This is a genomic window from Streptomyces sp. NPDC055078 (assembly GCF_053607985.1).
In genome coordinates this window covers 1-13,018 of record NZ_JBSGUP010000180.1, presented here as the reverse complement: position 1 = coordinate 13,018, position 13,018 = coordinate 1, and the positions used below count along the sequence as shown (strand labels likewise).

The 13,018-nt window shown below is 72.4% G+C and carries 13 protein-coding genes and 1 pseudogene; all 14 read left to right on the top strand.

The window, feature by feature from the left end; all coding sequences use genetic code 11:
* A partial coding sequence (locus ACWF94_RS17400; RefSeq protein ID WP_453488419.1) for a carbohydrate ABC transporter permease occupies positions 1-861 on the top strand: 861 nt, incomplete at its 5' end.
* 3 nt (positions 862-864) lie between these two features.
* A complete protein-coding gene (locus ACWF94_RS17395; RefSeq protein ID WP_453488417.1) occupies positions 865-1,701 on the top strand; it encodes a carbohydrate ABC transporter permease in 837 nt (278 codons plus the stop codon).
* A gap of 4 nt (positions 1,702-1,705) precedes the next feature.
* Complete coding sequence (locus ACWF94_RS17390; RefSeq protein ID WP_453488415.1) at positions 1,706-2,518, top strand: 6-phosphogluconolactonase; 813 nt, start codon at positions 1,706-1,708, stop codon at positions 2,516-2,518.
* Positions 2,515-3,474 (top strand): 5-dehydro-2-deoxygluconokinase, encoded by a 960-nt coding sequence (gene iolC, locus ACWF94_RS17385; protein ID WP_453488413.1) that lies wholly within the window; start codon positions 2,515-2,517, stop codon positions 3,472-3,474. Before ACWF94_RS17390 ends, iolC begins: the two co-directional genes overlap by 4 nt.
* Positions 3,471-4,376 carry a Cgl0159 family (beta/alpha)8-fold protein gene (locus ACWF94_RS17380; protein WP_453488411.1) on the top strand — a complete coding sequence of 302 codons (906 nt, stop codon included), beginning with the start codon at positions 3,471-3,473 and terminating at the stop codon, positions 4,374-4,376. The genes iolC and ACWF94_RS17380 overlap by 4 nt, the downstream gene beginning before the upstream one ends.
* On the top strand, positions 4,373-5,323 hold the full coding sequence (gene iolB / locus ACWF94_RS17375; RefSeq protein ID WP_453488409.1) for a 5-deoxy-glucuronate isomerase: 951 nt from the start codon (positions 4,373-4,375) through the stop codon (positions 5,321-5,323). Before ACWF94_RS17380 ends, iolB begins: the two co-directional genes overlap by 4 nt.
* Complete coding sequence (gene iolD, locus ACWF94_RS17370; protein WP_453488407.1) at positions 5,320-7,209, top strand: 3D-(3,5/4)-trihydroxycyclohexane-1,2-dione acylhydrolase (decyclizing); 1,890 nt, start codon at positions 5,320-5,322, stop codon at positions 7,207-7,209. Before iolB ends, iolD begins: the two co-directional genes overlap by 4 nt.
* A gap of 227 nt (positions 7,210-7,436) precedes the next feature.
* Complete coding sequence (locus ACWF94_RS17365) at positions 7,437-8,192, top strand: CoA transferase subunit A (RefSeq protein ID WP_453488405.1); 756 nt, start codon at positions 7,437-7,439, stop codon at positions 8,190-8,192.
* Positions 8,192-8,845, top strand: a complete 654-nt coding sequence (locus ACWF94_RS17360; RefSeq protein WP_453488403.1) for a CoA transferase subunit B — start codon at positions 8,192-8,194, stop codon at positions 8,843-8,845. Before ACWF94_RS17365 ends, ACWF94_RS17360 begins: the two co-directional genes overlap by 1 nt.
* A 13-nt stretch (positions 8,846-8,858) precedes the next feature.
* Positions 8,859-9,020, top strand: a pseudogene (locus ACWF94_RS17355) (thiolase family protein); the annotation flags it as partial.
* A gap of 61 nt (positions 9,021-9,081) precedes the next feature.
* Complete coding sequence (pcaH, locus tag ACWF94_RS17350; RefSeq protein ID WP_453488401.1) at positions 9,082-9,882, top strand: protocatechuate 3,4-dioxygenase subunit beta; 801 nt, start codon at positions 9,082-9,084, stop codon at positions 9,880-9,882.
* Positions 9,882-10,439 carry a protocatechuate 3,4-dioxygenase subunit alpha gene (gene pcaG, locus ACWF94_RS17345; RefSeq protein WP_453488399.1) on the top strand — a complete coding sequence of 186 codons (558 nt, stop codon included), beginning with the start codon at positions 9,882-9,884 and terminating at the stop codon, positions 10,437-10,439. The genes pcaH and pcaG overlap by 1 nt, the downstream gene beginning before the upstream one ends.
* Positions 10,423-11,823 carry a 3-carboxy-cis,cis-muconate cycloisomerase gene (gene pcaB, locus ACWF94_RS17340; RefSeq protein ID WP_453488398.1) on the top strand — a complete coding sequence of 467 codons (1,401 nt, stop codon included), beginning with the start codon at positions 10,423-10,425 and terminating at the stop codon, positions 11,821-11,823. The genes pcaG and pcaB overlap by 17 nt, the downstream gene beginning before the upstream one ends.
* Complete coding sequence (gene pcaDC / locus ACWF94_RS17335) at positions 11,823-12,974, top strand: bifunctional 3-oxoadipate enol-lactonase/4-carboxymuconolactone decarboxylase PcaDC (RefSeq protein WP_453488396.1); 1,152 nt, start codon at positions 11,823-11,825, stop codon at positions 12,972-12,974. Before pcaB ends, pcaDC begins: the two co-directional genes overlap by 1 nt.
* Positions 12,975-13,018 lie beyond the last annotated feature (44 nt).

Sequence of the window (13,018 nt, the reverse complement as noted above, 5' to 3'; positions counted from 1 at the left end):
CGCCAGTACTGGCCGGCGTTCCTCTACCTCGCGCCCGCGGCGGCCTTCTACTGCCTCTTCGTCCTGCGCCCGATCGGCCAGACCGCCTGGATCTCCCTGTTCCACTGGGACGGCATCACCCTCGGCCGGTGGGCCGGCCTCGACAACTACACGGCCCTGCTGAACGACAGCCGGATTCCCGCCGCGCTGGGCCACTCCCTGGTCTTCCTCGTCTTCTACGCCTTCTTCCCGGTCGTCATCGGACTCGGCCTGGCCGGCCTGATCTCACGGATCAAGGTCCGCGGTCTCGCCTTCTTCCGCGCCGTGCTCTTTCTGCCGCAGATCCTCGCCACCGTCGTGGTCGCGGTCTCCTGGCGCTGGGTGTACGACATCGACGGTCCGCTCAACGCGGCGCTGAGCGCCGTCGGCCTCGGCTCCCTCACCCGCGCCTGGCTCGGCGACTACGCCACGGCTCTCCCCGCGGTCGGGCTCATCGGCTCCTGGGTGATGTTCGGCCTGTGCATGGTCCTCTTCCTGGCCGGTGTGCAGAAGATCCCGGTGGAGCTGTACGAGTCGGCGCGGCTGGACGGCTGCGGCCCGATCCGGGAGTTCTTCACTGTCACCCTGCCCGCGCTGCGCGGCGAGATCGCCGTCGCCCTGGTGCTCACCGTCACGTACGCGCTGCGCAACTTCGACCTGGTGTGGAACACCACCGCCGGCGGTCCGGGCTCCTCCACCTCGGTCCCCAGCGTCTTCATCTACCAGGGTGCGTTCCTCACCCGAGAGGTCGGCGCCGCCTCCGCGATCTCCATCTGTCTGACCGCGGTCGTCCTCGTCGTCACCGCTGTGATCATCCGCGTGGTGCGCGGGAAGGAGAACTGACGGATGATCACCAGCAGCACTCGCCGCCAGACCGTCATCGGCCACGCCGTCCTCTGGGTCGCCGCACTCCTCGCGCTCTATCCCTTCCTGTCCGTCCTGCTGCTCGCGCTGAGTGAGCCGGGCAGCCGCCACAGCGGCTTCTCGATCCCCACCTCCATCAGCTTCGCCAACTTCGCCGAGGCATGGGACCGGGGGCTCTCGGCCCAGCCGCTGATCTCCAGCATGCTGGTCGCCGTCTGTGTGGTGGTCGGCACCATCCTGCTCGCCGTCCTCGCGGGCTACGCCTTCTCCGTCTTCCCCTTCCCCCTCAAGGGGCCCCTGCTGGTGCTGCTGCTGGCCGGACTGGTCACGCCGTACGAGGCGACCGTCATCCCGCTCTACCACCAGCTCAAGTCCTGGGATCTGATCAACACCTACTGGGCACTGATCCTCCCGCAGATCGGCCTCTCCCTGCCGTTCGCGATCTTCTGGATGCGGACCTTCTTCGACTCCACGCCGCCCGCACTGCGGGAGGCCGCCTCGGTGGACGGCGCATCGAAGTTCCGTACGCTCCGGTCGATTCTGCTGCCGATGGCGATGCCGGCCATCGGCACCCTCGCCGCCCTGCTCTTTCTCTTCGCATGGAACGAGTTCCTGCTGGCTCTGGTGCTCGTACCGGACGACCAGAACGTGCAGACCGCACCGCTCGCCCTGTCGTTCTTCGCGGGCAACCGCCGCAACAGCGACCCCGGCGTCACCGCAGCCGCGGCCGTCCTGGTCGCACTTCCCGTGCTCATCAGCTATATCGCCCTGCAGCGCCGCATGATCCACGGCATGCTCGCCGGGGCCGTGAAGGAGTAACACCGTGTCAGCCCCCCTGTCCCCGCGTGTCTTCGACAGCCCCGGCGCACTCGGCGAGACCCTCGCCCACGAGATCGCCGACGGCATCGCCGAGGCCGGGCGGGCCGGACACCGCTATGTGCTGGGCTGTCCGGGCGGCCGGAGCCCCAAGCCGGTGTACGAAGCACTCAGCGTCCTGACCGCCGGGCGCGGACTCGATCTGCGCCATGTCGTGATCGCCATGATGGACGAGTACGTCGTGCCCGCCCCGGCCGGCGGCTTCGAGGACGTCGCGCACAGCGCCCACAACAGCTGCCACCGCTTCGCCGCCGAGGAGATCGTGGCGCCGCTCAACGCGGCGGCCGGTCCCGGCCTCGGCATCCCGGCGGAGTCCGTCTGGTTCCCGCACCCGGCCGACCCGGCCGCTTTCGAGGAGCGGCTGGCACAGGCGGGCGGAGTGGACCTGTTCATCCTCGCCTCGGGCGCCTCCGACGGCCATATCGCGTTCAATCCGCCCGGCTCGCCCGAGGACAGCCGCAGCCGGATCACCGTCCTCGCCGACACCACCCGCGAGGACAACCTGGGCACCTTCCCGGACTTCGCCTCGATCGACGATGTCCCGCGCCACGGCGTCACGGTGGGGGTGCGCACCATCGTCGAGCACTCCCGCCGCGCGGTGATGGTGGTGCACGGGAGGCACAAGCGGGAGGCCGTCCGCCGGCTCACCACCGGTGCGGGCTACGACCCGTCCTGGCCGGCGACGCTCATCGCGCTCTGCAAGGACCCCGACCTGTATGTGGACCGGGCCGCCGCCGGCACCGAGGAGGACGCGGCATGACGTACGACCTGATGACCCTCGGCCGGGTCGGCGTGGACCTCTACCCCGAACAGACCGGGACCGGCCTCGCCGAGGTGCGGACCTTCGCCAAGTACCTGGGCGGCAGCGCCACCAATGTGGCGGTCGCCGCCGCCCGGCACGGGCTGCGCTCCTCGGTGACCACCGGGGTCGGTGACGATCCGCTCGGCCGGTTCGTCCGCACCGCGCTGCGCGGCTTCGGTGTGGACGACCGGCATGTGGTGACCGTCCCCGGCGCCCAGACCCCGGTCGTACTCTGCGAGATCTTCCCGCCGGACGACTTCCCGCTCTACTTCTACCGGCCGGGCGCCCCCGATCTGCGGATCACCGAGGACGACCTGGACACCGAGGCACTGCGAGCGGCCAGGGTCGTCTGGATCACCGGCAGCGGACTGTCCGCCGAGCCCTCACGCGGTACGACACTGCGCGCCGCCGCCGACCGGGAGCCGGGCACCGACACCGTCTTCGACCTGGACTGGCGCCCGGCGTTCTGGGACGACCCGGACCAGGCCCCGGCCCACTACGCCCGCGCCCTGGAACACTGCACCGTCGCCGTCGGCAACCGTGACGAGGTCGAGGTGGCCGTCGGCACCCGCGATCCGGACCGGGCAGCCGATCTGCTGCTGGAGCGCGGGGTGCGCCTCGCCGTGGTCAAACTGGGGCCCGCCGGAGTGCTGGCCCGCACCGCCACCGAGAGCGTGGTGGTGCCACCGGTGCCGGTGGACGTCGTCAACGGGCTCGGCGCGGGCGACGCCTTCGGCGGTGCGCTGGTGGCCGGTCTGGTGGCGGGGCTGCCGCTGACCCGGACGCTGGAGAACGCCAACGCCGCCGGGGCGATCGTCGCCTCCCGCCACTCCTGTGCGGACGCCATGCCCACCCCCGATGAGATCGACCGGCTGCTGGCCGGTCGCCGTACCACCCCTGGAGCACAGCTGTGATCACCACCGTCCGCCCCGCCGCCGACATCGCCTCGGTGGGGCGTCTCCGGCTGACCGACCCGGACGCCATCCGCCGGGCCGCCGCGGCCCGCCCCCGGTTCGACCCGGCGGGGCTCGCCCGGCCGCTGTTCATCCTGGCCGCCGACCACCCGGCGCGCGGCGCGGTCGCGGCCGGCGGCAACCCGACGGCCATGGGCGACCGCCATGAACTGCTGGCCCGCTGCCTGGAGGCGCTCTCCAGGCCCGGCGTGGACGGCTTCCTCGGCACCGCCGATCTCGTCGAGGACCTGATACTGCTGGGGGCACTCGACGGCAAGCTGGTCCTGGGCTCGATGAACCGAGGCGGACTGCCCGGCTCCTCCTTCGAACTCGACGACCGCTTCGGCGGCTACGACGCACGGGGCATCGCCGAGAGCGGTCTGGACGGCGGCAAAATGCTGCTCCGCATCGACCCCGCGGAACAGGGCACCGCACAGACCCTGAGCGGCACGGCCCAAGCCATCAACGAGCTGGCCGAACGACGGCTGCTGGCCCTGGTGGAACCCTTCAAGTCGGTCCGCGAGAACGGCAGGGTCCGCAACATCCTGGAGCCCGACGCCCAGATCTGGGCCAACAACATCGCCCAGGGCCTCGGCCGCACATCCGCCCACACCTGGCTGAAGGTGCCGGTGGTGGACGAGATGGAGCGGATGATGGCCTCCACCACCATGCCGACGCTGCTGCTGGGCGGCGAGGGCGGCGGCGATCCCGACGCGATGTACGCCTCCTGGCAGAACGCCCTGCGGATCGAGCACGTCCGCGGGCTCATCATCGGCCGCACCATGCTCTTCCCGCCGCACGACGATGTGGCCGGCGCGGTGGACACGGCGGTCTCGCTGCTGGGCCGGGGGGACACGCGATGACCGGCTCCCTGCATCTGCCCGCCGGTTCCGCGGGCTCGACCGGCCCGTCCGGTTCGACCGGCTCGGCGGGCTCGACCGGTTCATCCGGTTCATCCGGCTTCCGGCTGGTGATCACCCCGGAGGACGCGGGCTGGGCCTACAGCTCGCTGCGCGTACTGGAACTGGCGGCCGGTGAGTCCATGGAGTTCACCACCGGCGACAGCGAGTGCATCGTGCTCCCCCTGGCCGGCTCCTGCCGCGTCACCGTCCGCGGACAGGGCTCCGGCAGCCACACATTCGACCTCGCCGGCCGGACCGACGTGTTCGCGCGGGTCAGCGACTTCGCCTACGCACCGCGCGACGCCACGGTGTCGGTTCACTCGGTGGAGGGCGGGCGGTTCGCGCTGCCCGCCGCCCGCTGCGAGCGGCGCCTGGAACCGGCGTACGGGCCGGCCGACCAGGTCTCGGTGGAGATCCGAGGAGCGGGGAACGCCACCCGCCAGGTCAACAACTTCGCCTCCCCCGAGGGCTTCGGCTGCGACCGGCTGGTCGCGGTCGAGGTGCTCACCCCGGACGGCAACTGGTCCTCGTACCCACCGCACAAACACGACGAGCGGAACGAGGGAGAGGCCGTACTCGAAGAGATCTACTACTTCGAACTCGGCTCGACCGGCGGCCCCGGCCCCGGCTCCGAACCCCTCGGCTACCAAAGGGTGTACGCGGACGGCATCGACCTCCTCGAAGAGGTCCGCCACGGCGACGCGGTACTGGTGCCCCGCGGCTACCACGGCCCGTCGATGGCCGCCCCCGGCTATCCGATGTACTACCTCAATGTGCTGGCGGGACCGCACCCCGAGCGGACCATGGCCTGCTGCGACGACCCCGCCCACCACTGGGTGCGGGCCTCCTGGGAAGACATGCCGACCGATCCGCGCGTGCCTCTGTGCGATGCGGAGGGAGCCCGGTGAGCACCGTTCAGGGCACCCGGCGGCTGACCACCGCCCAGGCGCTGGTGTCGTTCCTGGCCCAGCAGTACACCGAGCGCGACGGCGTCGAGCACCGGCTGATCGAGGGCTGCTTCGGCATCTTCGGCCACGGCAACGTCGCCGGAATCGGGCAGGCGCTGCTCCAGCAGCCCGAAGACCTGGCCTACTACCAGTCGCGGAACGAGCAGGCCATGGTGCACGCCGCCGTCGCCTTCGCCCGCACCCGCCGCCGGCTCTCCACCCTCGCGTGTACGACCTCGGTCGGGCCCGGCGCCACCAATATGGTGACCGGCGCGGCGCTGGCCACCATCAACCGGCTGCCCGTACTGCTGCTGCCCGGCGACACCTTCGCCACCCGGGCCGCGAGCCCGCTCCTCCAGGAGCTGGAGCTGCCGTACGCCGCCGACATCACCGTCAACGACGTCTTCCGTCCGGTGTCCCGCTTCTTCGACCGGATCTGGCGTCCCGAGCAACTGCTCTCCTCGGCGGTGCAGGCCATGCGGGTGCTGACCGATCCGGCCGAGACCGGCGCGGTCACGATCTCGCTGCCGCAGGACGTCCAAGCCGAGGCTTGGGACTTCCCCGAGGAGTTCTTCGAGCGCCGGGTGTGGCATGTACGCCGCCCCGCTCCCGAGGAGTCGGCGCTGGCCGAGGCCGTACGGCTGCTGCGCGCGGCGGAGCGCCCCCTGATCGTGGCGGGCGGCGGTGTGATCCACTCCGACGGCACCGACGCGCTGGCCGAGTTCGCGGCGGCCACCGGCATCCCGGTCGCCGTCACCCAGGCGGGCAAGGCCGCGCTGCCCTACGGCCACCCGGCCGCCGTCGGCGCGATCGGGCACACCGGCAGCCCGGCCGCCAACGCACTGGCCCGCGAGGCCGATGTGGTTCTCGGCATCGGCACCCGCTGGCAGGACTTCACCACCGCCTCCCGGACCCTCTTCGCCCATCCGGACATCCGGTTCATCAACCTCAACATCGCCTCCTTCGACGCCGCCAAGCAGGCCGGTCTCATGCTCCAGGCGGACGCGCGTGCCGGTATCGAGGCGCTGAGCCGCGCGCTCGCCGGGCACAGCGTGCCCGATGGTCTCCGTGAACGGGCGACCGAACTGGTCCGCCGCTGGGACGAGACGGTGGACGCCGCCTTCACCCGGCGCAACACCCCCCTGCCCAGCCAGAGCGAGATCCTGGGCGCGGTCCGCGACGCCGTGGACGACCGCGACGTGGTGATCTGCGCCGCCGGTTCCCTCCCCGGTGACCTGCACAGACTCTGGCGCCCCAGCGACCCGCTGGGCTACCACGTGGAGTACGGATACTCCTGCATGGGCTATGAGATCGCGGGCGGCCTGGGCGTGAAGATGGCGGCCCCGGACCGCCAGTCGGTGGTTCTGGTCGGCGACGGCTCGTATCTGATGATGGCTCAGGAGATCGCGACCGCGGTCGCCGAGGACCTCAAACTGGTCATCGTGCTGGTGGAGAACCATGGGTACGCCTCCATCGGCGCGCTCTCCGAATCCCTCGGCTCCGAGCGCTTCGGCACCCGGTACCGCTACCGGGACGGCGACACCGGCCGCCACGACGGCGCGGTCCTCCCGGTCGACCTGGCCGCCAATGCGGCGAGCCTGGGCGCGGATGTCATCCGGGCCCGCGGAGCCGACGGTTTCCGCGAGGCGTTCGCGGCCGCGCTGGCCAGTGACCGTACGACGGTCGTGCACATCGAAACGGACCCGCTGGCCGCCGCGCCCCCCTCCGGGGCGTGGTGGGACGTGCCGGTGGCCGAGGTGTCCTCACTGGCCTCGACGACCGCCGCCCGCCGCACGTACGAGAAGGAGAAGGCGGCGCAGCGCCCGCTCCTGCGCCCGGCCGACTGACTCCGCCCCGCGCCGTCCCTGAGGGATTCCACGAACACCGCGCCCAGTTCGTGAGCAAGGTACGGGACGGTGATCGGTACATCTTCACCCGGTGGTGTCCGGTGCGGCCGTTGACATCACGTGGCCGATGAACGCACACTCTGGGAGATGAGTGAACTGTAGTTCACCTGGCGAACGAATGCCAGTGGGTCCATGGGGTCCACCGGCCCCTGACAAGGAAGCCCTCCATGGACAAGGTCAGACACAGCGCCGCCGAGGCGGTCGGTGACATCGGGGACGGTGCCTCCCTCGCCGTCGGCGGCTTCGGGCTGAGCGGGGTGCCGACCACGCTGATCGCCGCACTCCGCGCCCGCGGCACCGGCGGCCTGCGCGTGGTCTCCAACAACTGCGGAGTCGACGGCGCCGGACTCGGCACCCTGCTGGCCGACGGCCGGATAGCCCACGTGACCGGCTCGTACATCGGCGAGAACAGGGAGTTCGCGCGGCAGTACCTCGGCGGTGAGCTGGAGGTCGAACTGGTCCCCCAGGGGACGCTGGCGGAGCGGCTGCGGGCCGGGGGGTGCGGAATCCCCGCGTTCTTCACCCCGGCCGGGGTCGGCACCCAGGTCGCCGACGGCGGTCTGCCCCTGCGGTACGGCACCGACGGCCGGGTGGCCGTGCCGAGCCCCGCCAAGGAGGTCCGCTCCTTCGCCGGGCGCGACCATGTGCTGGAGTACGGCATCACCACGGACTTCGCGTTCGTCCGGGCCGCCCGGGGCGACCGCGCCGGCAATCTCGTCTTCAACAAGGCATCCCGCAACTTCAACCCGCTGGCCGCGATGGCTGGCCGGATCACCATCGCCGAGGTCGAGGAACTGGTCGAACCCGGCGAGCTGGACCCGGACACCGTGCATCTGCCCGGCGTGTTCGTCCAGCGGGTGGTGGCGCTCACCCCCGAGCAGGCCGCCGACAAACAGATCGAGAAGAGGACGGTGCGCGCCTGATGGCCTGGACCCGTGAAGGGATGGCCGCCCGCGCGGCGGCCGAGCTGACCGACGGTTCCTATGTCAACCTCGGCATCGGACTTCCCACCCTCATCCCCGGCCTTCTGCCCGAGGGGGTCGATGTGGCACTCCACTCGGAGAACGGCATCCTCGGCGTCGGCCCCTATCCGTCGCCCGACGGGATCGACCCGGACCTCATCAACGCGGGCAAGGAGACCGTCACCGTACGGCCCGGAGCCTCGTACTTCGACTCCGCGCTCTCCTTCGGCATGATCCGCGGCGGCCATATCGACACCGCCGTCCTGGGGGCCATGCAGGTCTCCGCCACCGGAGATCTCGCCAACTGGTCCATTCCCGGCAGAATGGTCAAGGGCATGGGCGGTGCCATGGATCTGATCCACGGCGCCCGCCGGGTCATCGTGCTGACCGACCACACCGCCAGAGACGGCTCGCCCAAGATCGTCCAGCAGTGCACCCTCCCGCTCACCGGCCGCGCGTGTGTGCACCGCGTCATCACCGACCTCGCCGTCCTCGACATCACCGACGAGGGGCTGCTGCTCGTGGAGACCGCGCCCGGCACCACCCCCGAAGAGGTACGGGAGAAGACCGCCGCCCCCGTCCGCACCCCCCGTCCTGCCCCCTCGCTCCGCTGAGCAAGGAGCCACTGTGTCCGACCGCCTCCGGGACGTCTCTGCCGTCGACGCCGTCCGCACCCCGACCGGGAAGTACGGCGGCGCGCTCTCGGACGTACGGCCCGACGATCTGGCGGCGGGCGTGCTCGCCGCCCTGATCTCCCGTACGCCCGGCCTCGACCCCGCTTTGGTCAATCCGCGCGGCGGCGCCATCGCCGTCGGTCAGGGTCTCGCACTCGCCCTGGAGAGGTGACCCCGTGACCACCACCCGCACCACGATCCCCGAACAGCCGGACCAGGAACAGATCAGCGCCGAGATCGCCGGCGCCCACGAAGCCGCGCGGAAGGCGGTGGCGGACGGCGGCGCACCGCCGCCGCACCACCCCACTCGCGCCTTCACCCCGTACCGCAGCAGCCTGCTGCGCCACCCCCTCCGTCCGCCGGCCGTCGTCGGTGACGAACCGGAGGCGGCAGAGACCACCGGGCCGGTCTTCGGCGTCACCGATGTCACCGAACTGGACGCGGACCTGACCCGGCAGCACCCCGGCGAACCGCTCGGCGAACGGATCGTCGTCACCGGACGGGTCCTCGACCGGGCGGGACGACCGGTGCGCGGACAACTGGTCGAGGTCTGGCAGGCGAACGCCTCGGGCCGCTACGCGCACCAGCGCGACCAGCACCCCGCGCCGCTCGACCCGAACTTCACCGGCGCCGGCCGCTGTCTCACCGACGACGACGGCCGGTACCGGTTCACCACGATCAAGCCGGGCGCGTACCCCTGGCGCAATCACCGCAACGCCTGGCGGCCGGCGCATATCCACTTCTCGGTCTTCGGCACCGCGTTCACCGAGCGCCTGGTGACCCAGATGTACTTCCCCGGCGATCCGCTCTTTCCGTACGACCCCATCCTTCAGTCCGTCACCGACCCGGCCGCGCGCGCCCGGCTGGTCGCCGAGTACCGCCATGAGCTGTCCACTCCGGAGTGGGCGCTCGGCTACCACTGGGACATCGTCCTGGACGGGCCGGCCGCCACCCTCCCCGACCCGGAGGACCACTGATGCCGCATCCCACCCCCGCACCCACGCCTTCCCAGACCGTGGGCCCGTTCTACGGCTACGCGCTGCCCTTCCCGGGCGGCGGCGCCATCGCGCCCGCAGGTCATCCCGGCACCGTCACCGTGCACGGGTATGTATGGGACGGGAACGGCGACCCGGTGCCCGACGCGCTGGTCGAGACCTGGCAGGCCGTCCCCGAGCCGCTGCCCGGCTCACTGCGCCGGGACCCGGTGACGGGCGGATTCCTCGGCCGGGACGGGGTGGGTTTCACCGGCTTCGGGCGGGTGGCGACCGACCCGGACGGCCACTGGGCGGTCCGGACCCTGCCGCCGCCCGCGACCGCGCCGTATCTGGCGGTGTGTGTGTTCGCGCGCGGGCTCCTTCATCATCTGTACACCCGCGCCTACCTCGGGGAGCCTGCCCCGGACGCCCTGCTGGGCGCGCTGGCTCCCGGGCGCCGGGCCACCCTGGTCGCGTCCGAGGAGCGCGAGGGTGTCCACCGTTTCGACATTCATCTGCAGGGGGAGAAGGAGACGGTTTTCCTTGACTTCCACCGATGAGCCGGCCGGTACCGCCGAGGCGGACACCGAGGCGGACACCGGGCTGCTCGCACCGCTCCGGGCCGGCTGCCCCGCCGAGACCGCCACGGGCGACCGGGCGGTGCTCCAGGCCCTGCTGGACGCCGAAGCCGCGCTGACCCGGGCGCAGTCCGCCCTCGGACTTGCCCCGGCGGCGGCGGGCCGCGCCGTCACCGAGGCGGCGCGGGCGGACCTCTTCGACCCGCGCTCCCTCGCCCTGCGCGCCCGCCGGGGCGGCAACCCGGTCATCCCGCTGATCGCCGACCTCACCCGGCGGGTGGCCGAAGACTCCCCGGACCACGCCGGGTTCGTCCACCGCGGGGCCACCAGCCAGGACATCGTGGACACCGCGCTGATGCTGGTCGCCGCCCGGACCCTCGATCTGATCACCGCCGATCTGGTACGGACCGGTGACGGCCTCGCCACCCTGGCTCGGGCCCACCGCGACACCCCCATGCCGGGCCGCACACTCACCCAGCACGCCGTGCCGATCACGTTCGGGCTCAAGGCCGCCGGATGGCGCTCCCTCGTCCTGGACGCCCATGACCGGCTCGCCCGCGTCCGGACCTCCCTGCCCGCCCAACTCGGCGGCGCGGCGGGCACCCTGGCCGCTTTCGGGGCGTACGGTCCCGAGGGCCGCGACCGGGGCCCCGAGCTGATGGCCGCCTACGCCGCCGAACTGGGCCTCGCCGCGCCCGTGCTGCCGTGGCACACCCTCCGTACGCCTGTCGCCGATCTCGGCGGCGCTCTCGCGTTCACCGCCGGGGCGCTGGGGAAGATCGCCGCTGATGTGCTGGTGCTCTCCCGTACGGAGATCGGCGAGGTCGCCGAGGCGTCCGGCGGCGGCTCCTCCGCGATGCCGCACAAGTCCAACCCGGTCAGGGCGACCCTGATCGCGTCCGCCGCCCGGCAGATCCCGGCGCTCGCGTCCGTCCTGCACGGCTCGCTCGCCGCGGAGGACGAGCGGCCCGCCGGGGCCTGGCACGCGGAGTGGGAACCGCTGCGCGGCGCGCTGCGGCTGACCGGCGGCGCAGCGTGTGACGCGGCCGAACTCTGCGGCGGGCTGACGATCCGGCCGGAGCGGATGCGCGCCAACCTCGACCTGACCGGCGGTCTGATCCTCAGCGAGCGGCTGACCGCCCACCTCACCCCCCTCATCGGCCCCGGCCCCGCGAAGGAAGTGGTCGCCCGGGCCGCCCGGCGCGTCGCCGACGAGGGCACCGCACTGGCCGACGCGCTGCGGCGGGAAACGGACCGCCTTCCCGAGACGCTGCCCGGCGAACTCCTGGACCCGCTCGGATACCTCGGCTCCGCCGCCCTGCTCACCGACCGCGCACTCACGCGCCGGCCCCACCAGGAGTGCTGATGACCCTGCACCACCGCGCCGACGGCCCGCCCGACGCGCCCCCGCTCTACCTCGGCCCGTCACTGGGCACCTCGCTCGCCGTCTGGGACCGCCAGGTCCCCGCGCTCGCCCGGCACTTCCGTGTCGTCCGCTGGGATCTGCCCGGCCATGGCACGTCACCGGCGGGACCGCTGCCCGCGCCCGCCACCCTGGCCGGCCTGGCGGGGCTGGTACTCGAACTGGCCGACACCCTCGGCCATGACACGTTCGCCCACGCGGGCATCTCCCTGGGCGGCGCGGTCGGCGCCTGGCTGGCCGCGCACCACACCTCGCGGATCACCTCGCTGGCCCTGGTGTGCTCCTCGGCCCGGTTCGGCGAGCGCGCACCCTGGCTGGAACGGGCCGAGGCGGTCCGCGCCCAGGGGACGGAACAGATCGCCGCGGCCGCACCCGAACGCTGGTTCACCCCTGCCTTCGCCGCCTCGGGCGATCCGGCCGTCGCCGCTCTGGTCGCGGATCACCGGTCCGTCGACCCACAGGGGTACGCGGCCTGCTGCGAGATCCTCGCCGACCTGGATCTGCGGCCCGACCTGTCCCGTATCACCGCACCGACCCTGATCGTCGCCGGACGCGAGGACCGCCCCACTCCGCCGCCCCACTCCCGGGCCCTGGCCGACGCCATCCGCGACTCCCGGCTCGTCGAACTGCCGCACGCCGCCCACCTCGCCGCCGTCGAACAGCCCCGCGCCGTACTCGACGTGCTCCTCGCCCATCTCGGCGACGGACCCGGCCCCGCCGGGTCCGGCATGGCGGTACGGCGGGCGGTGCTCGGCGACGCGCACGTGGACCGCGCGATCGCCCGCACCACCCCCTTCTCCGCCCGCTTCCAGGACTTCATCACCCGCTACGCCTGGGGCGAGATCTGGGCCGACGACACCCTGGACCGCCGCACCCGCAGCTGCATCACCCTCACCGCCCTGGTCGCCGGCGGCCACCAGGAGGAGCTGGCCCTGCATGTCCGCGCCGCCCTGCGCAACGGTCTGACGCCGGACGACATCGCCGATGTGCTGCTCCAGACCGCCGTCTACTGCGGGGTGCCCGCCGCCAACGCGGCCTTCGCGGTCGCCGCGGACGTCCTGCGCGAACACGACACCGGTTCCTCGGCCGGCTGACCCACGCCACGGCACGGTCCGGTGGACGGGCACCCCCGTCCACC